At 40.0% G+C, this 20,791-nt stretch carries 18 protein-coding genes, 1 tRNA gene, 2 pseudogenes and 1 CRISPR repeat array; of the genes and pseudogenes, 13 read left to right on the top strand and 8 right to left on the bottom strand.

Translation table 11 applies throughout. The features are described 5' to 3' along the window. The 4 genes and pseudogenes from AABK37_RS32900 to AABK37_RS32915 all read left to right on the top strand — a co-directional run. Positions 1 to 393: pseudogene (locus tag AABK37_RS32900) on the top strand (helix-turn-helix domain-containing protein); the annotation flags it as partial. A 331-nt stretch (positions 394 to 724) separates the two neighbouring features. Further along, positions 725 to 2,020, top strand: a complete 1,296-nt coding sequence (locus AABK37_RS32905; RefSeq protein ID WP_432555682.1) for a protein kinase domain-containing protein — start codon at positions 725 to 727, stop codon at positions 2,018 to 2,020. Positions 2,021 to 2,212: 192 nt separating this feature from the next. Then, entirely contained in the window at positions 2,213 to 2,512 is a 300-nt protein-coding gene (locus tag AABK37_RS32910; RefSeq protein ID WP_432555683.1) for a type II toxin-antitoxin system HigB family toxin, read from the top strand. A gap of 131 nt (positions 2,513 to 2,643) precedes the next feature. Then, positions 2,644 to 3,042, top strand: a complete 399-nt coding sequence (locus AABK37_RS32915; protein ID WP_432555684.1) for a helix-turn-helix domain-containing protein — start codon at positions 2,644 to 2,646, stop codon at positions 3,040 to 3,042. 35 nt (positions 3,043 to 3,077) lie between these two features. Here AABK37_RS32915 and AABK37_RS32920 read toward each other — a convergent pair whose 3' ends face one another. Then, complete coding sequence (locus tag AABK37_RS32920) at positions 3,078 to 3,701, bottom strand: Imm5 family immunity protein (RefSeq protein ID WP_432555685.1); 624 nt, start codon at positions 3,699 to 3,701, stop codon at positions 3,078 to 3,080. A gap of 29 nt (positions 3,702 to 3,730) precedes the next feature. Next, positions 3,731 to 4,333 (bottom strand): hypothetical protein, encoded by a 603-nt coding sequence (locus AABK37_RS32925; protein WP_432555686.1) that lies wholly within the window; start codon positions 4,331 to 4,333, stop codon positions 3,731 to 3,733. A 149-nt stretch (positions 4,334 to 4,482) separates the two neighbouring features. Here AABK37_RS32925 and AABK37_RS32930 point away from each other — a divergent pair, with 149 nt between their 5' ends. After that, positions 4,483 to 5,868 (top strand): protein kinase domain-containing protein, encoded by a 1,386-nt coding sequence (locus AABK37_RS32930; protein ID WP_432555687.1) that lies wholly within the window; start codon positions 4,483 to 4,485, stop codon positions 5,866 to 5,868. A gap of 187 nt (positions 5,869 to 6,055) precedes the next feature. Beyond that, positions 6,056 to 6,640 carry a Uma2 family endonuclease gene (locus AABK37_RS32935; RefSeq protein WP_432555688.1) on the top strand — a complete coding sequence of 195 codons (585 nt, stop codon included), beginning with the start codon at positions 6,056 to 6,058 and terminating at the stop codon, positions 6,638 to 6,640. 134 nt (positions 6,641 to 6,774) lie between these two features. On the opposite strand, the gene AABK37_RS32940 is transcribed toward AABK37_RS32935, so the two are convergent. Continuing rightward, positions 6,775 to 6,924, bottom strand: a complete 150-nt coding sequence (locus tag AABK37_RS32940; protein WP_432555689.1) for a hypothetical protein — start codon at positions 6,922 to 6,924, stop codon at positions 6,775 to 6,777. Between the two features lie 824 nt (positions 6,925 to 7,748). Here AABK37_RS32940 and AABK37_RS32945 point away from each other — a divergent pair. Further along, positions 7,749 to 9,725, top strand: a complete 1,977-nt coding sequence (locus tag AABK37_RS32945; protein ID WP_432555690.1) for an AMP-dependent synthetase/ligase — start codon at positions 7,749 to 7,751, stop codon at positions 9,723 to 9,725. A 41-nt stretch (positions 9,726 to 9,766) separates the two neighbouring features. Further along, positions 9,767 to 10,216 carry a YlqD family protein gene (locus AABK37_RS32950; protein WP_432555691.1) on the top strand — a complete coding sequence of 150 codons (450 nt, stop codon included), beginning with the start codon at positions 9,767 to 9,769 and terminating at the stop codon, positions 10,214 to 10,216. A 94-nt stretch (positions 10,217 to 10,310) separates the two neighbouring features. Here the strand turns inward: AABK37_RS32950 and AABK37_RS32955 are convergent, their stop codons facing one another. Both AABK37_RS32955 and AABK37_RS32960 read right to left on the bottom strand, forming a co-directional pair. Then, on the bottom strand, positions 10,311 to 10,832 hold the full coding sequence (locus AABK37_RS32955) for a hypothetical protein (RefSeq protein ID WP_432555692.1): 522 nt from the start codon (positions 10,830 to 10,832) through the stop codon (positions 10,311 to 10,313). 92 nt (positions 10,833 to 10,924) lie between these two features. Further along, entirely contained in the window at positions 10,925 to 11,125 is a 201-nt protein-coding gene (locus AABK37_RS32960) for a hypothetical protein (RefSeq protein WP_432555693.1), read from the bottom strand. A gap of 192 nt (positions 11,126 to 11,317) precedes the next feature. On the opposite strand from AABK37_RS32960, the gene AABK37_RS32965 reads away from it, so the two are divergent. Both AABK37_RS32965 and AABK37_RS32970 read left to right on the top strand, forming a co-directional pair. After that, on the top strand, positions 11,318 to 12,619 hold the full coding sequence (locus tag AABK37_RS32965; protein ID WP_432555699.1) for a dihydrolipoamide acetyltransferase family protein: 1,302 nt from the start codon (positions 11,318 to 11,320) through the stop codon (positions 12,617 to 12,619). A gap of 137 nt (positions 12,620 to 12,756) precedes the next feature. After that, entirely contained in the window at positions 12,757 to 13,584 is an 828-nt protein-coding gene (locus AABK37_RS32970; RefSeq protein WP_432555694.1) for an Rpn family recombination-promoting nuclease/putative transposase, read from the top strand. A 118-nt stretch (positions 13,585 to 13,702) separates the two neighbouring features. Here the strand turns inward: AABK37_RS32970 and AABK37_RS32975 are convergent, their stop codons facing one another. Beyond that, entirely contained in the window at positions 13,703 to 14,512 is an 810-nt protein-coding gene (locus AABK37_RS32975) for a methyltransferase domain-containing protein (protein WP_432555695.1), read from the bottom strand. Between the two features lie 56 nt (positions 14,513 to 14,568). Further along, positions 14,569 to 15,750 carry an RtcB family protein gene (locus AABK37_RS32980; protein WP_432555696.1) on the bottom strand — a complete coding sequence of 394 codons (1,182 nt, stop codon included), beginning with the start codon at positions 15,748 to 15,750 and terminating at the stop codon, positions 14,569 to 14,571. A 386-nt stretch (positions 15,751 to 16,136) separates the two neighbouring features. Between AABK37_RS32980 and AABK37_RS32985 the strand changes: the two genes are divergently transcribed. The 3 genes from AABK37_RS32985 to AABK37_RS32995 all read left to right on the top strand — a co-directional run bounded on the left by AABK37_RS32985 (position 16,137) and on the right by AABK37_RS32995 (position 18,074). After that, complete coding sequence (locus AABK37_RS32985; RefSeq protein WP_432555697.1) at positions 16,137 to 17,048, top strand: class I SAM-dependent methyltransferase; 912 nt, start codon at positions 16,137 to 16,139, stop codon at positions 17,046 to 17,048. After that, the gene (locus AABK37_RS32990) at positions 17,045 to 17,755 is read left to right on the top strand and encodes an HAD family hydrolase (RefSeq protein ID WP_432555698.1); all 711 of its coding nucleotides are present in this window, start codon (positions 17,045 to 17,047) and stop codon (positions 17,753 to 17,755) included. Before AABK37_RS32985 ends, AABK37_RS32990 begins: the two co-directional genes overlap by 4 nt. Positions 17,756 to 18,001: 246 nt before the next feature. Then, positions 18,002 to 18,074: transfer RNA gene (locus tag AABK37_RS32995), tRNA-Ala, on the top strand. Between the two features lie 427 nt (positions 18,075 to 18,501). Then, positions 18,502 to 18,827: direct repeats of the CRISPR family, unit length 38 nt; unit sequence CTTTCAACCCACCACAACCACGGGAGGGCTTTGGAAAC. Between the two features lie 674 nt (positions 18,828 to 19,501). On the opposite strand, the pseudogene cas12k reads toward AABK37_RS32995, so the two are convergent. Continuing rightward, a pseudogene (gene cas12k, locus AABK37_RS33000) lies at positions 19,502 to 20,691 on the bottom strand (type V CRISPR-associated protein Cas12k). Positions 20,692 to 20,791 lie beyond the last annotated feature (100 nt).

Consider the following 20,791-nt stretch of genomic DNA (forward strand, 5'->3'; position numbering starts at 1 on the left):
AAGGAAATTCGCGCATACTGTCAAGAACAAGATTTGTCATAAGAAAAAAGTAACGTTACTTCTACACCTTATCTTGCCATACCTACAGAAACCGAATATTTGACTTTACAGTTACATCAACAAGGTTTAACTGTGGAAGAAATTGCTCAAAAACGCAATTTTAGACCCACAACAATCATCCGTCACCTTTCAGATTTAATTGATAAAAATCAGCCTGTAGATTTAAATTTGTTGGTTCCGCTAGACAAACAGCAGAAAATTTTGCAAGTATTAGAAATTCTTGGGGATATTGCTTTAACTCCAATTAAAGAGTATCTTGGTGACAATTATAGTTTTGATGAAATTCGCTTGGTTAGGGGTAAGTGGCGCCGGGAAAGTAAGAAGTTAAAATAGATATAAAGCCCGCAGGCTAGAAGCCTGGACGCCAGGTGCTTCAACGCGGGGAACCCGCGCAACGCACTGGCTCGGCTATAAGAACAAAGCCCACCTTAGTGGGCTATAAATTATCCCACTAGCCGAGGTAGGTGAGTGCGTGCAGATGTTGTGATGGAGGAAAGGGGACAAAGGTATTTGAAACGTGTACCAGTTAGCGTTAATGTAATTGTGGTAGATAGTTGCGGAAATAAATAAGGATTTTTGAATAAATGCAAGCATACCAGTTATATTGAAGAAAAATTACGTATAATTAACGATATAGCATCTTAAATCATCACTTACTCCACTTATGCAACTGTGGACACCCAATCAACCCCTGAAAAACGGTAGATTTATCATTCAAAAAGTCCTTGGTGGTGGCGGTTTTGGTGTCACCTATAGTGCATTAGAACAGAAAACAAACAAATTATTTGCCATCAAAACCCTCAACCCGATACATCAAAGTCAAGGTGACTTCGCAGAAAAGCAAGAACAATTCGTCAACGAAGCATTGCGGTTGCGAGGTTGTCAGCATGCCCATATTGTCAAAGTCCATGAAGTGATACAGGAAGCTGGATTATGGGGAATGGTGATGGAATATATTGATGGGGAAGATTTAGGGGTTTATGTTGATAAACACGGACAATTATCTGAAACAGAAGCATTACGCTACATCAACCAAGTGGGAGAAGCTTTAGAATATGTCCACCAACAAAGCTTTTTACATCGGGATGTCAAGCCGAATAATATTATTTTGCGGGATGGTAAAAAAGAAGCAGTTTTGATTGATTTTGGTCTGGCGCGTGAGTTTACCATTGGTAAAACCCTCAGCATGACTAATTCTAAAACAGAGGGTTATGCACCAATTGAACAGTATGAAAGGCAAGGGCGTTTTACTGATGCAACTGATGTTTATGCTTTGGCTGCAACTTTGTATAGTTTATTGACTGCGGAAGTTCCTTTTCCGGCTAATTTTAGAAAGTTTGCCCAATTACCCTCACCTCAGCAGCATAATTCCCAGATTAGCGACAGGGTGAATGATGCGATTATTAAAGGGATGGCGTTGTCAGTGCAAGATAGACCGCAGACAGTGCGCGAGTTTAGAGAATTGCTGGGTGTTGTAGAAGATAATATCAAGTTAAAAACCGCAAGGATGGACTACACCCGACTGCGTGACTTCCTTGCAGCAGGAAAGTGGAAAGAAGCTGATCAAGAAACAGCACGAGTGATACTAGCAGTAGCTGGAAGAGAAGACGAACGGTATCTTGATGGTGAAAGCATTGATAATTTTCCCTGTGAAGACCTCCGCACAATTGACCAACTTTGGGTAAAATACAGCAATGGGCACTTTGGCTTCTCTGTGCAGAAGCGGATTTATCAAAGTCTGGGTGGAACTAAAGAGTACGACGATAAGATTTGGGAAGCGTTTGGTGATCGGGTAGGTTGGAGAAAAGGAGGGGAGTGGGTGGAGTACGGAGATACTACTTTTGATATGAGAGCAGCCCAAGGAAACCTTCCGGAGTTAGTAAGCCCAAGGGGGTTTTTGGATTGGTCGTGGTTTGCAATCTCTTCTCTCGCGTCGAGACTTGTAAAATGTAACATATAACGCTTACAGATTTTTGTGAAGATTTATAAACGCTCCATATTCCACAAAATCTTGCAGGATATTGCAATTTTGGATTGGAAAATTCAGGTAGCCTAATCTAAACTTGACATTATGTTTTCAAAATGAGAAGCTTTTCATGGAGTCATGGTTAACGGCTCGTCGATAAATTAAATATCATGGGAAAAATATTTTATGCATCTAATCAGCATTCGCAATTTACGTGCTGATGCTGCTAAATATCCAGATGTAACTGAACAAGTTGAAGCTTGGTATCGTGTTGTGAAGTCTGCATCATGGCAACACTTAGACGATGTAAGACAAGTTTATCCAGCCGCTGACGCTGTGGGAAACTTCACAGTATTCAACATCAAAGGTAATGCATATCGCCTAATTGTAGATATTGACTACGAAATCCAAACAATCTACTACAAATACTTTTTGACCCATACTATTTATAATAAAGACAAATGGAAAAACGACCCTTACTTTTAATCATAATAAATTCTACCAATTACAATTTATTTTATAAAAAAAGAGTTAAGAAATATTCTCTAGTCTGAAATTAAAGTTTTAGATTAGGAATAAATGAGACGCCGTCAAAACGGGCGATAAGGTGAATAAAAATGTCCTTAGCTTTCGATAAAAATGTTTACGGCAAGTTACTAGCAGAATATCAACCCCAAGTCATCACATCAGAGTCAGAATACGAGCGGATGCTAGCTGATGTAGAGAAACTAATGGGTTGTAAAAATCGCTCACCAGAACAAACAGCTTTATTACAAATTTTGGTGAGATTGATAGAAGAATATGAGAACAAAAACTATTCAATGGGTGAATCTTCTCCCCACGAAATTCTCCAACATTTGATAGAAGCACGAGAAATAAAACAATCTGATTTAGTAGTAATTATTGGTTCAGAGGAAGTTGTCTCGGAAATTTTAAACGGCAAACGTGCAATTACTAAAGCTCAAGCAAAGGCTTTAGGAGAGTTTTTTCATGTTTCTCCAGAATTGTTTATTTAATTTTTTTACAGATAATATGAACATATAAACTGTGATTAAGGAATATGTATCTTCTCATCTTCTTCTATAGCCTCCCATGCACTGGGAACAGCAACGTTTAACCACCACGACCAAAATTCTAAACGCTTTGCAGAATCTGATTTTCCAGAAATAGTTTCCCAAACTGCACCATTTGCATAGGCACAAGCAGCAAAGAAAGCAGCATCATTTCCTTCTATATCTTGATTATCTGTGAGATTAAAATCAATCTCATCTGGGTCAAAGTTTTCATCAAAAATTGCAGTATCGAGCGATGCAACTGCTGCACATCCAACAGTAAAAGCCATACCCGAATCGTCATAACCTAATTGTTGCATTTCTCGCCAAAACTTTTGGCTCTCTTTTTCTACGAAAGCTTTATTAATATCTCCAGAAATAACTTTTTCAGCTAGAGTAAGAAGTTGTTGCGGTCTATCATCATTCTTGAATCTTTGATTCCAAATCGGGAGTACGTGACGAGTTGTAGAAAGTGCTAGTGCTGTACGTCTTAAATGCCCATGATCACCAAATGCTACCCAAATCGCATGACGATAACCTAGATTCAAGTCATGTTGAGGATGACGATACAATGATTTATTAGCCTCTTGAATCAGATTTTGTAGCTTAGAGGGAATCGCCATAAAGCACCTTCCTTTACTTGCCCAGATATCTATGATAAACGATAAACGAACTTTACTTGACCATAAGTATAAAACAGCCAGATACCGTTAGGGTCAGCAATAATAATATTTTGTTGTCTTATTTGCGCCAATGCATAAAAATAAGGGTAACAATCTTCTTCACACATACCCCTCGATACACCAATAGAATTATCGGGTTGGATAACCGAGATTTGTTTTTCTGCATGAGAACGATAGTGCTTCCCTAAATTGTTTTTCGGGTCTAATTCCCACACTTTTGTTTGATAGCCATATCGATTAAATTCTGTTCTTAAATTATGATAATATTCTTTGACTTGACTTTCATCCTGCTCTAAATATATACGTTTATTTTGTTTGATAGATTGCTTCCATTTTGTATTCAAAGAATCCCAACCGCTAACCGTAGCGACATTACCACTTACTGCGATAGTTTTCCGATTACTCATTTTTGGTTTAACCAATCTACCACTGGTCAGAATAGAATATGTTTCTTCCGCAATTATTTGAAAATTATTGGCTCTATCAATATCTGCCATTATTTGTGCAGCAATTACTGACTCAAGATTGGACACCAAATCTTGAATATTTGCTACAACTTCTACATTAGACATATCTTTAAAGTATTTTAATATTCTTATCTAGAACAACAGATTATCAATAATCTCGGTACAAATTAACAAAAAAAATCACATACTCTGCTAGCTATTCGCTACAATTAATCAAGTAATTACGTAAAAATACATAGAATCCTCAATCGAAAATGCCTACCAAAATAACCCTCACAATTACCGAAGGCAAATTATCAGGAAGACAATATACATTTGACTCTCGCACAACCAGTATTATCGGTAGGTCACAAGATTGCAATCCCCAACTACCAGATGATGAAGAGCATCGAACCATTTCCCGCTATCACTGCCTATTAGATATCAACCCTCCAGCTATTCGTATACGGGACTTTGGTAGTAAAAATGGCACTTATGTTAACAGTCAAAAAATTGGACAACGCGAAGAGAATCAAACACCAGAACAAGCTGCAAAAATTCAATTTCCTGAATATGATTTACAAGATGGAGACGAAATTAAACTAAGTAATACCATATTTGTAGTTAGTATTGAAGCCGAATTAAAATCACTTAATATTCATAATTTATTCCCACCAACAATTAATATTTACAATCAAAATCATGATCAAACTACCCAAGCACCTAATTTACTAGAACATATCAAACGCTTATTAGGTTTAGCAAAACGTGGTGACAACAATTTACTAGCAATTCGCGGCTATGAGATAATTAAATTATTAGGCAAGGGTGGTTTTGGTGAAGTGTATTTAGCCCAACGTAATCAAACAGGTAATTTTATTGCTTTAAAAGTGATGTTGCCTGCGGTTGCTGCAAATGATTGGGCTGTACAAATGTTCATGAGGGAGACAGAAAATACTAAAGCATTGCGACATACAAATGTCGTGAAATTAATCGATTATGGATACTCAGAAAATATTTTCTTTTTCACAATGGAATATTGTGAGGGTGGTACTGTTGCTGACTTTATGCAACAAGGAGGAAAGCTATCGGTAGATATTGCAGTACCAATTATTGTCCAAGTTTTAGACGGTTTAGAATATGCTCATAATGCCGAAATTCCTAACGTCAAACTAGGCAATGGTGGATTTGGTAAAGGTAGAGGTTTAGTCCACCGTGACTTAAAACCAAGTAATATTTTCTTGGGTTACGTTAACGGTAAAATTACAACTAAAATAGGCGATTATGGTTTAGCAAAAGCTTTTGATTTAGCTGGTTTAAGCGGTCAAACATTAACAGGAAGTAAAGCTGGTACTCCTGTTTTAATGTGTCGTCAGCAACTACTTAATTATAAATACGTTCAGCCAGAAGTAGATGTATGGGCTGCGGCTGCATGTTTATATTACATGTTGACTGGAGCTTTTCCTCGTAATTTCACTACTGGCGATCCATTTTTAGCAGTTTTGCAAAATGACCCCGTACCCATTCGTCAGCGTGATGCAAATATTCCTAAACAACTGGCTGAAGTAATTGATTTGGCTTTGATAGAAAAACCGGAAATTTACTTTCAAAGTGCAGCAGAATTTAAACAGGCTTTATTGAGATGTTTTAATATTCCTTAATTTAAGCAATTTGAGCAGGTGCGTAATATTAGCCATATTATTACAGGCGATCGCATTGGCTGCTAGGAAAATTTTTTGTGTACCACAGCGCACATTGCAGGCTTTGTATGTATAGCCGTCGGCGCAAAAATTGGATGCTTGCGTTACAATATTATATCTACACAAAAGGCGTTAGCGAAAAAATTATATGCTAACAGAAAAAATACGCTGGACAATTCAAGATTTAGAACTTCTCCCAGAAAATGAAGGCACAAAATACGAGATAATTGATGGAGAATTATTTGTGACCAGGGCACCACACTTTAGACATCAGCAAACTTGCCTAAAAATCGGTGGCAAACTCGATGCTTGGTCTGAAATTAGTGGTTTAGGAGAAACAATTCCCAGTCCTGGTGTTCTGTTTTCCGAATCAGATAATGTGATTCCGGATGTGGTTTGGGTTAGCAAGGAAACTTTGGCACTAATGGATGAAGCGGGACATTTAACTGGTGCGCCTGAGTTGGTAGTTGAGGTATTATCTGTAAGTAAAGAAGACCAAAGACGAGATAGAGAAGCAAAACTGAAGCTTTATTCTTCCAGAGGTGTCAAAGAATATTGGATTGCTGATTGGCGATTCTCTTTCAGAGAGGCTACGCCAACGCGCAAGCTAGAGGTTTACTGCCGCGAACAAGGTATACTCAAGTTGGCAATAACTCTTTTTAGTGATGATACTATAACTTCTGCATTACTACCGGGTTTTAATTGCAGTGTAGAAAAATTTTTCCCTAATTAAATAATTAAATATAAGCGCGATGTCTGACGACAAGCCGCTCCGCGTCTACGCCACAACCAAATTCAAAAATTAATAAGTTGGATTTCATCACATTGAAACCCAACCTCCAATACAGTTTAAGGAAAACTTGGAACTTATGAAGAGGTGTTTTGTGCTGTTGTGGCAATTGGCAATGGTGCAGTGCGTTGGGTTCCTCGAACCAAAATCACAGATAGCAGCTTGGGTAAGGTAAGGCAAGCGATCGCAGAAATCAGTGTTATGAATATACCATTCATCAAACCCATAAATCATTGCCCCTTTTTTAGTATTGTTGATTACTATTTTTAGTTTGAGGCATAATTACTCAAATTTGACAAATGCAATAGTGAGAATTTCTTTTGGTTATTATAAAAAATAATTAAGATACGTTTTGTTAAGGGAAAATATATTTTATTTGCAGAGAAAATTTTTACTTCCAAAGTAACTCATTTTACCATAATAAAGCATTTTTGTAGTAAGGACTTTAGTCCTTATATGATTAGATGAGGACGCGCATTCCTCACTACGAACTTATAACAGAAGGTAGGTACTTTTTACGCAGAACATTTGGCACAGAAATTAGGACGAAACTTACATACCGGGCTGGCGGTTAATGAATAACTTGTACAATACGGAAAACTGGTAATTTCGTATTTAGTTTTCTGTGGTGCTGAATACATTTGCAAACGTTGAATATACTTGCTTTTCAAAATAAAAGCGATTGATAGAAGCCTTGGGAAAGCAAGACAAGCAAATATATTGATTGAGGTTAGTAATATAATATCTAGCAAATCCATAGGTAATCACCGCCTGTTAGTAATAGGTGGTCAACTTTAGGATGAAGTATAAAATTTTCATCCTTCGCTCTCCACGTCAGTTATTGTTGTTAGTTACAACTAGTTAAGAGCAAGTTTCATTGCTTTTAATCTATGTAAAATCATCTTAACATATATTTATTTAAATATCTTCATCAAAATCTGGAAATTCTTTATGAATATAAGTAGTTGTGTATCTTAAAGTCGGCTATTTTGGTCAGATGACGGAATATGCACAGAAACACAACGATTTATAATTTAGGAGATGATGTGTAATGTCGAAAACTTCTGTTACTGCTGATATATTTTCTCAGATTTCTGAGCGAGAGCGCCAAGCATTAAAGCGTTTGGCAGATTTTTCCAATGTGGAGACGTTGCCGGAAATTTGGGATTTGGTAGCAAAACGATGCGGTGATACTGTCGCTTTGCGCGATCCTCACTCCTTACCAGAAGTTGTGATTACTCATACGCAGCTATTAGAAAAAATTAAGCAATTTGCCGCAGGTTTGCAAGCGTTGGAGGTGAAAGTAGGCGATCGCCTAACTTTAATTGCTGACAACAGTCCCCGCTGGTTTATTGCCGATCAAGGTATTCTAATGGCTGGGGGAGTAAATGCCGTGCGTAGTTCCCAAGCCGAAAAGGAAGAATTGCTGTTTATCATCGCTAATAGTGGTAGTACAGCGCTGGTAGTACAAGATTTAAAAACACTGAATAAATTGCGATCGCGTCTCAACGATTTGCCAATTCAATTTATCATCTTGCTTAGTGATGAAGCACCACCCTCAGAAGAAACCTTGAAGGTGTTGAACTTTTCGCAGTTGATGGAAAGTAGCGCAAATCATACTTTACAACCAGCGCGGCAAAAACGCAATGATTTAGCAACTTTAATGTACACGTCTGGCACTACAGGCAAACCTAAAGGCGTAATGCTCAGTTATGGTAATTTAATGCACCAACTTACCACCTTTGGCACAGTCATTCAACCAGAAATAGGAGATATTATTCTCAGCATTCTTCCTAGCTGGCACGTTTACGAAAGAACAGTTGAATATTACTTACTTTCTCAAGGTTGCACCCAAGTTTACACTAATTTGCGGTCTGTGAAAAAGGATTTGCAACAATTCAAACCAAATTATATGCTGGGTGTACCGCGTTTGTGGGAATCGATTTATGAAGGTGTGCAAAAGCAGTTTCGCGAACAACCTGAGAACAAACAACGTTTAATTAAGTCGTTACTGGCGATTAGCGATAAGTATATCAAAGCGCGGCGAATCGCGGAAAATTTGAGTTTAGATCATCTTCATGTATCAGGAATTGATCGATTATCAGCAAGTATACAAGCATCTGCATTGTTTCCCTTTCATGCCTTAGGAGAAAAACTGATTTATAACAAAGTCCGAGAAGCCACGGGAGGAAAAATTAAGCAGATGATAAGCGGTGGTGGTGCGCTTCCCAAACACATCGATGATTTTTTTGAAATTATTGGTGTCGAGATTTTACAAGGTTATGGCTTGACGGAAACATCGCCGGTAACAAATGTGCGTCGTACTTGGCGGAATTTACGCGGTTCATCCGGACAACCACTTCTGGGTACAGAAAATAAAATTGTCGATCCAGAAACTCGTAAACCTTTACCAATTGGGGAAAAAGGTTTAGTGCTGTTGAAGGGACCGCAAATTATGCAAGGATATTACCAAAATCCGGAAGCGACAGCAAAAGCAATTGATGCCGAAGGTTGGTTTGACAGCGGAGATTTGGGTTGGGTGACACCAGGAAAAGATTTGGTGCTGACTGGAAGGTCAAAGGATACGATTGTCTTAAGCAACGGCGAAAACATCGAGCCACAGCCGATTGAAGATGCGTGCGTGCGATCGCCTTATATCGACCAAATCATGCTCGTCGGGCAAGATAAACGCAGCTTAGGTGCTTTGATTGTACCAAATTTAGAAGCTCTGCAAAAATGGGCAGAAAGTCAAAATCTAGAATTATGTTTACAGGACGACAATGTTACCGAGACGACAAGTCAAAAAATAAACCTTGAGAGTAAAATGAGCCAGGATTTATTTCGGCAAGAATTGAATCGGGAAGTGCAAAATCGTCCAGGTTATCGAGCGGATGACCGTATTGGTCCATTTAAACTAATCCTGGAGCCGTTTTCTCTGGAAAATGGCATGATGACACAAACCTTAAAAATTCGTCGTCACGTCGTCATGGAACGCTATCGCGATATTATTGACGGCATGTTTGCCTGATAATTTCCATTGCAAACAAATAGAGTGAACGTGAAACTTTTATGGATGTCTCCAAACCTCAACTGCTTTTAAAGCGAGTCGTTAACGTCAAAGTCATTGTCACACCTCTTTGGAAAGAGGAAGTACAGCAGCAACTGCAAGCGCAGATCAATCAAACCGATCAGCAATTGCAACAGCTAGACACTCAAGGACAAAGAGCGATCGCTGAAATTCAAAAGCAGAGTTTACAACCTCCAGGACCCCAAACCCTGCAACAAATCGAAAATATTCAAGTCCAAGTCAACCAAAAGAAAAGCGAACTGCTAGAGCAAAAAAATCAAAGTTTGCAAAACCTCCAGCAAGTGCAGTTTCTGGAATTGGATCAGGAAGTCCCCCAATTTCAAATGGAAGGCTTTTTCCGCGTCGAACCAGGTGATAACCTGATTAGCAAAATGCAAGTCGAAATCGTTCTGCGCGATGGTGTTGTCGAAGAAATTCGCGGTGACGTTTAAATTCTCAGCCCTTGCTCGTACAGACGTTCCATTGGAACGTCTCTACTCGTACAGACGTTCCACTGGAACGTCTCTACCTAACTCAAAATTGCATCTATCCACAGGTAGAAATTAAATTTTTTTGAGTACGGTTCCCAGACCAACATTGTACCTGGGAGCCTGCCCAGACAATTTGCCAAACGGGGGGTGAACTAACTAAAAGCGATCGCCCAAAAGTTGTCATCTCCACGCGGTATTTAACCGTACCGACAGCATTATCCGCTTGCTTCATCTGTGTAATCGTCACCATCGCTTGATTTGGTTGCGGATAAACTACCTCCACCTTTCGCGTTGCTTTCTCTGATACCACATCATCAAAAGCATTCAGGGCAAGTGTAGCCGGATCGCTACCCTGGAGAGAAGAATTGAGATTTTGTAGAGGTATACTTTTATAAGTTGCTCTTTCTGTATATACCTCAATATGTTGAGCTTGTGGTATCGCCGAAAATTGCTGTTGTTGTCTGTTGTCATCACCCCAAATCGATGCTGACGGCTGGCGCTGCATGATATAAAATCCAGCCCCAACAGTGGCAAAGATACTTAGTATGAAAATCAAAAATAACTTCAATCCCGACATAAAATTAAACAGAAATTTCAAACACGTTGATTACCAATTCAGAATTTTAGATGGAAATTTCACCCCATATCCTCTACATTTCAGTAGCTTTTTTATCTTAGTGAGCCATGAAGAGGAGAATAAATCATATAGACCTTTGCTTTGTCTTTAGGTTCCGGGAATGGGGAATGGGGAGTGGGGAATGGGCATGGGGCATGGGGCATGGGGCATGGGGCATGGGGCATGGGGCATAGTCCTTTGTGAAATACGCGATCGCTTCTTTTTATTCCCATTGCCCATTGCCCATTGCCCATTGCCCATTGCCCATTACCCATTGCCCATTGCCCATTGCCCATTGCCCATTACCCATTGCCCATTGCCCATTGCCCCATTCCCGGAACCTAAAATCTAAAATCGAACATCCAAAAGTCCTGGGTCAAGCTACAATTCGCATAAAGCAAAAGCTGTTAAAGTCCATAAATTATCGATTTCAAAACCACCCAACTATGAGCATCCAAGAAGTATTTATGCCGGCGCTGAGTTCCACCATGACTGAGGGCAAAATTGTTTCCTGGGTGAAATCTCCAGGTGATAAAGTGGAAAAAGGCGAAACAGTGGTGGTTGTTGAGTCAGATAAAGCAGATATGGATGTAGAATCCTTTTATGAGGGATATCTTGCCACAATTCTGGTACAAGCTGGTGAAAGTGCCCCTGTAGGTTCAGCGATCGCATTATTGGCAGAAACAGAAGCCGAAATAGAACAAGCATTAGCGCAAGGAAACACAGATGGCGAGAAAGCTGCTACTTCCGAAGCTACCGCTGCCACCGCACCCGGACAAATGGCAGCACCAGCCACACAAACACCTGCCTTAGCATCTCAAAATGGCTCCAACCATCGGGAAGGACGGCTGATAGCTTCACCCCGCGCTCGCAAGTTGGCGAAGGAAATGAAGGTTGATCTCGGTAAGCTTACGGGTAGCGGTCCCTACGGACGCATCGTGGCATCAGATGTCGAGGCATCTGTTGGTACTAAGCAACCTGCCGCACCCGTTGCATCTCCACCACCTGCACAAGTCACCAAGACCGCTGCACCAGCACCTACACCTGTCGCCGCATCTGCACCTGCACCCATTCCGGGTCAAATAGTGCCTATGACCACCTTGCAAAATGCGGTAGCGCGGAATATGGTAGCCAGTCTCTCCGTGCCTGTAATTCATGTAGGTTACACAATTACTACTGATGCGTTAGACAAGCTTTACAAACAGATAAAATCTAAAGGTGTGACAATGACAGCACTACTAGCGAAAGCCGTAGCGGTGACATTGCAAAAACACCCGTTGTTAAATGCTAGCTACTCAGAACAAGGTATTGTATATCACAGTGATATTAACGTTGCTGTAGCAGTGGCAATGGATGATGGCGGATTAATTACGCCCGTGTTACAGAATGCAGACATGCTGGATATATATTCTGTATCGCGTAATTGGAAATCTTTGGTAGAGCGTGCGAGAGTCAAAAAGCTGCAACCAGAAGAATACAACAGCGGCACATTTACCGTGTCGAACTTGGGGATGTTTGGTGTAGACAGATTTGATGCAATTTTACCACCCGGACAAGGTTCAATTTTAGCGATCGGTGCATCCAGTCCGCAAGTTGTAGCTACATCTGATGGTTTGTTTGGCGTCAAGCAACAAATGCAAGTTAATATTACTTGCGATCACCGGATTATTTATGGTGCTGATGCTGCTGCATTCTTGCGAGATTTAGCGAAGTTAATTGAGACTGATACTCAAACTTTGACAATGTAATTTGAATTCATCCGACACAATATTACATCAAGTAGAGACTTAAATTGTAGGGTGCGTTATGCTTTTAGCTAACGCACCAACGACTGTCCAAGGTGCGTTGTGCAAGAGCGCAACGCACCCTACAGTCTAATATCTAAATGACATACGACAACACCCTAAAATATTTAGTTGAACAGTATCCAGAACAATTCATCCGCTGGTTACTAGCATCTGAACCGAGGGATATTCAAATCCTCAAAACCGAATTAAACCAAGAACCCATCCGCGCTGACTCAGTAACTTTTCTGCAAACTGCCAACCAAATTTTGCATATAGAGTTTCAAACTTTACCTGCATCGACACCACCTTTGCCATTGCGGATGCTAGACTACTGGGTGCGGCTTTATCGTCAATACAACTGCGATATTGAGCAAATAGTAATTTTTCTTAAACCCACTTCTTCAGAAGCTGCATTTGTTGAGCAATTTACAGCGCGTAATACCTCTCACCGCTACCGCGTTATCCGTATGTGGGAGCAAAACCCAGAACCGTTGCTGACATCTTCTGCTTTACTTCCCTTGGCAACTTTAGCACAAACAGATTCCCCTGAAAGTTTGCTTCAACAGATTGCAGTTCAAGTGAGTATGATTGAAGAAACAGCAATCCAGCAAAGCATCTCGGCATGTACACAATTGCTAGCGGGGTTAGTATTCGATACAGAACTAGTTCGTCAACTTTTTCGGAGGGAAGATATGAGAGAATCTGTAATTTATCAAGAAATTCTCCAAGAGGGAAGAGAAGAAGGAAGACAATCAGAACTGAGGCTTGTTATGCGTCAACTAACTCGTCGAATTGGTGCAATTAACCTTCAACTACAGACTCAAATTGAGAATTTATCTCTTACACAATTGGAAGACTTGGGGGAAGCATTACTAGATTTTGCTACTCAAGAAGATTTGGCTAATTGGCTCAATAGTTTGCCTTAGATTATCATTTATAGCGGTTCTCACTTGCGTCAAATACATTCGTTGCGTAGGGACAATTCATGAATTGTCCCTACAGAATATCGTTGTGTATTGCATCCAACTGAAAACCGCTATATACTCACTTTCGAGCGGTTACGAAAAAAATCATACTTTCATACCAAACACCTTGTTCAGTTGACAAAGCCTCGATTTGTTGACAATATTCTGCTTTCAATTCTGCCATTTGCTCTGATGACACCTGTAACAAAGGATTTTCTCTAGGATGAAACCATCCTCCATTCCATTGTTTAGCTTGCTCAAGACTGCGGTAAAAACCAAATTGTTGAGACTTAACTTTAATATCTTGAAATCCAGCTTCTTTTAGCATGTTTTGACACTTTTCGGGTGTACCTGTTGGCTCATTGATGTTGAAAAGAGAAATATTATATTTAGCACAAGTTGCAATGATGCGTGGTGCTTCGCAGGATTCCTCAGAGCAACAAGAAAATGCCACAACTCCACCTTTTTTCAGAAAACGATACCACTTGCTTAAAGCAGCAGGAATATCTCTAAAATATACTATTGCTGTAGAACAAAAAATTATATCAAAACTTTCATCATCAAAATCTATATACTCTGCATCAGCTTCAATTAATTTGATATTTTGCAAGTTGAATTCATCAATCTTATGTTGTGCTTGCGCGAGCATTCCTGAAGAAAAATCTACGCCAATTACTTTTCCTTCATTACCAACAATTTGAGCAGCAGGAATAGCAATGATACCTGTGCCAGTTGCTAAATCTAATACTTTTTGTTTGTTTTGTAGCGGAACTAGTTCTAGTAGGGGGAGAGCGCGACGAATGGTGTAATCGTTATCGTAGGTTATTCTACTGTTAAAAAAATCGATTACTTCTTGTTTGTATTTTTGCTCGTATTGGTTTTTGTGCATGATATTTTAAGCGCTGAAGCGCTTACTACAAAGTAGGGCATGTGCCCTACTCTAATTTATCCTTTCACACAAAGAACTTGTTTTAGCGTTGCCTCAACTTGAACCAAGTCTGATTGATTTGCCATGACTTGTTCTATCGGCTTATAAGCACCAGGAATTTCATCTAAAACGCCTGTATCTTTGCGACATTCTACGCCCTTTGTTTGCTCAATCAGATCATCGAGTGTATAAGTATTTTTTGCTTTATTTCGAGATAGCAAACGTCCCGCACCATGACTGCAAGAACAAAAGCTGTGAGCATTACCTTTACCTTTAACAATGTAGGATTTTGCCCCCATTGAACCGGGAATAATGCCATAGTCTTCTTCTTGTGCGCGGACTGCACCTTTGCGAGTTACATACACATCTTCACCGAAATGTATTTCTTTTTCGGCGTAATTGTGATGGCAATTCACTTCTAATAAAGGTTTAATTGCCTTTCCACCCGCTAGATGTTTCTCGACAATGCGCTTGAAACGTGCCATCATTACATCGCGGTTAACACGCGCATAATCTTGCGACCACTGCAAATCATGCCAATATGCTTGAAATTCTGGCGTTCCGGCAACGAAATAAGCTAAATCGGGGTCAGGTAAGTTATTACCTGCCATTTTTGCTAATTCCTTCGCAGTATGAATGTGGCACTGTGCTAGATTATTGCCAATGTTGCGGGAACCAGAATGCAGCATCAGCCAAACAGAGTTTTCTGTATCAAGGCAAACTTCAATAAAGTGGTTTCCTCCACCGAGAGAACCCATTTGTCGCATGGCTTTGCCTTGCAAGTCTTGCACACCTCGATGCAAGTCTTTGAAATCACCCCAACGTTGCCAGTTGGTAACGGTTTTTTCAACGTCTTTATTTTCGTTAAATCCTGTTGGAATTGCTGCTTCAATATCCAAGCGGATTTTCTTCAGTTTGCCTTCGAGTTGTTCACCTTTAAATGGTGTTTTAATTGCCATCATACCGCAACCAATATCTACACCAACAGCAGCCGGAATAATTGCTTCTTTTGTGGCAATTACCGAACCAACTAAGGCTCCTTTACCTAAGTGAACATCTGGCATCAAGGCAACGTGTTTAAATACAAATGGCAGCGATGCTACATTTTTCGCCATTTTAATTTCGTCTGATTTTAAGGGGTGATTAGCCCAAGATAAAACAGGGGATGGTGTGGATATTTCTAAGTTTTCGTAGGGCATAATATTTATTTTGGTTGATAATTGATAGTTGATAGTTGATAGTTGTTGGTTGTTAGTGAACCACTGCGAAGAAAGCGCTAGAAGCGACAGTCACGCTCATTGGTTCTCCCGTTGGGTTGTTGGTTGACCGTTATCGACTAACCACTACCTACTAACCACTATCCAAATTCCACTATCTACTAACTAGACAGTTTAATTTTCAGTTAGTCGGCTTCCTAAATTTTCGTGAAGCTGATTAACTACTCTAATAGGCCAAGCTTGTATTGTTATTGTAACACATGTAGTACAAAAAAGGCGATCGCCTGTACAAATACCAGATTTTTCCGAAATGTATTAAAATTTGTAAATAACTAATGACAAAAGTTACATAAATCTGAGATAATTATATGTCGATTCGTCAAGATACAATTTGGGAACGTTTTTTATCACCTGTAGTACGCCTTTTGATTGATGAGCAATCTTTGCGGCGTTATGCTGAAAGTGTAGACTGGGAAAAAGAGAGCGCCAACTTCCGACGAGATGATGTAACAATTCCCTCTTACTACACTAGCCAAAATTTCCACGGGATTGAGGGCGGATATCTCAACTCAGATGCAGCGGTTTCCTACGATCCGATTACTCAATACGTTGTACCACCTAACGAAACCTGGGTAAGACAAGCTTTAATTGATGCTATTAGAGTACAACCGCGACGTATCCTCGATTTAGGCTGCGGTACAGGTTCCACAACCTTAATGTTAAAGCAGGCTTTTCCTCAAGCTGAAGTTATTGGTTTGGATTTATCGCCTTATATGCTGGTAAGGGCAGAACACAAAGCGCAAAGTGCTAATTTGGATATAACTTGGCGACATGGGAATGCTGAAAAAACAGTTTTTAAGGATGCTTCTTTTGACTTGGTGACAGCTTCTTTGCTATTTCACGAAACACCTCCAACAGTAGCCCAAGCAATTCTGCATGAAAGCTTCCGCTTGCTGGTTGAGGGTGGACAAGTATTGATTTTGGATGGTAATCAAAAGACCCTGCGTCAGTTAGAATGGCTGAATGATGTTTTTGAAGAGCCTTATATTCGTGACTATGCTGCTGGCAGTGTAGATGCGAGTATGAATGCGGCAGGATTTGCAGCAGTGCAAACCCAAGATGTTTGGTGGATAAATCAGGTGACTAATGGCGTGAAACCGATTTTGCGTGAAAATACAATCAAAAGAAGTGTTGGGCAATATGCGCCAACGACAGATACCACAATAGATAATAATGATTTGGAGGACTTTGGATCTCCAGCGTTTGGCACAAAGGCATGAGTTTAAAGGCAGTTTTATTTAATTTTAATGGCGTTATCATTAATGACGACTCAATTCACGAACAGCTGATTAAGCAAATTTTGATTGAGGAAAATCTCACCCTGAAAAAGGGTGAGTATCAACAAGTTTGTTTGGGCAAGTGCGATCGCTCTTGTGTACGTGAGTTGTTGGCAAGTCGTGGTAGAGTCAAGAGTGAAGATGACTTAACTGTGTTGCTAAACCGCAAAGCAGCTATGTATGCGCTCGAAGTAGAGAAAATAGAAAAACTGCCTTTGTATGCGGGTTTAGATGACTTGATATTTAAAGTGCGATCGCGCAATCTGAAATTAGGATTAGTCAGTGATGCTATCCGCAAAGAAATCTCCCTAGTACTCGAACGCGCTCAACTCGCCGAATACTTTAAAGTTATAGTAGCAGGTGATGACATCGCCACTACTAAACCAAAACCCGATGGTTATTTATTGGCAGTGGAACGTCTCAATCAAGAATATACTGATTTAAATCTTCAAGCTTGTGAGTGTCTGGTGATAGAAGATACCCCAGCAGGGATACAAGCCGCAAAACGTGCAGGGATGCAAGTATTGGGTGTAGCAAATACTTACCCATTTCACATGCTGCAACGTTGCTGCAACTGGACTGTAGATTATTTAACTGATTTGGAACTAGAACGGGTAGAAGAAGTCTTTTCGCACCATAAGCGTCAATAATAGCGCAGGCGAATGCTAGAATAGCTAGTTGTTAGTAGTTAGCTGTTACTAGTTAGTAGATAGTGGGAGCGTGGATAGTAGATAGTGGGCATGGGGCATGGGGCATGGGGCATGGGGCATTAGTAATAATTATTTTCCCTTTCCCCAATCATAGGCGGATGCTCCACTTGGGGAAACCCCAAGACCGCACCGCCTCCCCTTTCCCCCTCTTAAAAAAGCCCAATGCCCACTAACACCCAACAACTAGGGGAATTAGCTCAGTTGGTAGAGCGCTGCGATCGCACCGCAGAGGTCAGGGATTCGAGTTCCCTATTCTCCATTTGTCCATTAAATAATTATTGTCAGTTTTAAAGAATTAATGTCCATTTTGACGAAGTTCAGGGACATAAGTTACGTAATTTAGGCACTTTCAGCTATCAAACCAGTTTTAAAGAATTGTTGTCCAGAGTTGAAACCAGTTTTAAAGAATTATTGTCCAAAATCAACCTCTAGAACTCGGCTAAATATATGTTCTCTAATTTAATAGATTACATCACAACGCTTGGCTCTTGAATTACAAGACTAGCTTTAAAACGCTTTATTTGCAGTCTAATTACAAAAATCTACTAACTCTTGTTTTGCTGTTTTTGCCCAAGCAGAAGCTCCATTACTCAAAATAGCTGCGTTTTACGTGCGATCGCAGCGCTCCTTTCAAACCACCCTAATACAAAATTATATAGCCAAAGTGGCGTCTTCAATGATAATAACTTTCAACCCACCACAACCACGGGAGGGCTTTGGAAACGCTGCTTACAGTCAGCTAGTAGGAGATGGTTACAACTTTCAACCCACCACAACCACGGGAGGGCTTTGGAAACGCAACAGAGCGACCGCGCAGACGTAGTTGCACCACTTTCAACCCACCACAACCACGGGAGGGCTTTGGAAACTCAGACCCAGAATCATAAGGGGGACTAATGTCTTTCAACCCACCACAACCACGGGAGGGCTTTGGAAACTTCGGGTTGTCGATCGCCTCATCTACTAAATTTAAACTTTCAACCCACCACAACCACGGGAGGGCTTTGGAAACCCCACCCGTGAAAACTCTTGCCAACAATGGCTTTTGAAGGCAAATTTGGCAAGCCTTCTTTAATTACTATTTTCTACAGCCAAGGAATAAAATTTTATTCATAACTGAAACAGTAATACCCAGTGCAGGCAAGAGTTTTAGACATTTGGCAGCACCTCAGGGATTTTGCCCCCGCTTTGGCTTGCCAAAAATAAAAATTAGGGGGTGGTAGTTCGGTAGCCACCATGACGGTATACCCGTACCCTTACTTTGGTGTAAAGTAAGAGATAATGATCTTCCTCGTAAAACCAAAATCTAAGATTTCAGTAGTACAGGCCGCTCTGGCACCCAACACCAAGCTAAAAGAGTTTGATGTCAAGAGCTAAGGTTCTGGGCTGTTTGGAACCCTAACACCTTATACTTCCCATGCGTCTCGGTGCGAGTACTTTCTCATCTAACAGCAGCATCAGCTTACCCAAGCAATTGCCGCTAACAAACAATTAGATGATCGCACAGGTAGAGTTGGCAGCTACCAGGGTCAGAAAGAATACGCTTTTCCAAGCGTTAAACTAACCCATTCCACAGTATCTACACAAAGGGGTTAATACTGTAGCATCATACAGTTAAGGCTCATAAGAGCATATATGACGGCATCGATTTAATTTCCATAAGATTACATTCTTTCGATATAAATTTTATCTATCAAAAGTATTAATTCGGCATTGGTAAGCGTAAAATGCTAAATCTCTTGCTTTTTCTTCCAGGGTACCATAATGGGGTTGGATACCAAATTCAATACTAATTTTTAATTCAGCAGCTTTCGAGTTTATGGATTCTTGGAGTCTGTTATAACTCCAATTGTGTATCTGACGGTTATATTCTTTTACGTATAATTTTTGAGCATTTACATCACCTGGAATTTTAGTCTCAGCTTTGGCTTGAATTGCACTGGTGCGAATTTCTCTCATATCTTTTAATCTAGGTAGTGCAATACAACCTGCCTGATAGGACTTAGCGATTTCTACTATTCTCTTTCCTAGTAATTTGTCAATGTATTCACCTAGTTTCGATTCGCCTATATTAGATGGTGAATCTTTTTTCTGAGCTTTTTCTCTCTCTTTACTTAAATGCACTTGTTGTCGTCTGCGGCTTAACAGGTGAAAATCATTGCCTAGTAACTGGTTGACTGTTTTACAGGCAAGTACTTTTTTAGTACTTATATCAACTACGGCAACCGTCGCTAACTCAACAGGATGAAAACTGATACCAAGAATTATGTGAGATTGACTTCATAAACTAGCTTACTAGGACGATTGAAAGAATTATTAAGTCTCAATAAAGAAGATTTATTTTTCTTCAGTTGTGTTTGTTGGTTGTTATCTAACTTTTCATTTTCTTCTGCTTTACTTACTCGTTTTTGCGCCTTGTCAGTCTCTTCTTTTCTGACTTCTTCAGTACCCTCTGCTGTCCATAAACGAGCGTCATAGGTACAATGCAGAGCTAATTTATGAACTTTCCACGGTTCACCCTTGCCTTCACCTTGTTGCCATAGTAACTGTGCTGAACGTAGTGTTACCAAGCTTCCGGAAAGTTTCTCTTCACCTTTTTCGCTTTCTTTAAAAGCTTTGTAGTCTTCTAGAAAGCGTTCAAAGAAATGACGTTGCCGTTTATTACAACAAATTTGAAAGTGATAAGCACCCCAACCATTGAAGTAAACATAAATATTTATTTCATTTTTATACCAAGAAACATCACCATACAAATAATCTATTGGGTATGGCAAAGGTAATATTTTTCTCGATAAATTAGCTATCCAATTTTCCCACTCTTCATTATCTATAGGTACTTGATTGATTAGGTTATCAAATGCTTCACTATATCTCAATACGGTTCAGTTAAGGCTATGCAGTGCTTGAAATAACAAACACAGGAGGATTGGTTATTGTTCCAGTACCTCTGTGCTTAACTTTTTTCGAGCGAAATTT

Origin of the sequence: Tolypothrix sp. VBCCA 56010 (genome assembly GCF_050875635.1) — a bacterium.
In the GTDB taxonomy this organism is placed as follows: domain Bacteria; phylum Cyanobacteriota; class Cyanobacteriia; order Cyanobacteriales; family Nostocaceae; genus Hassallia.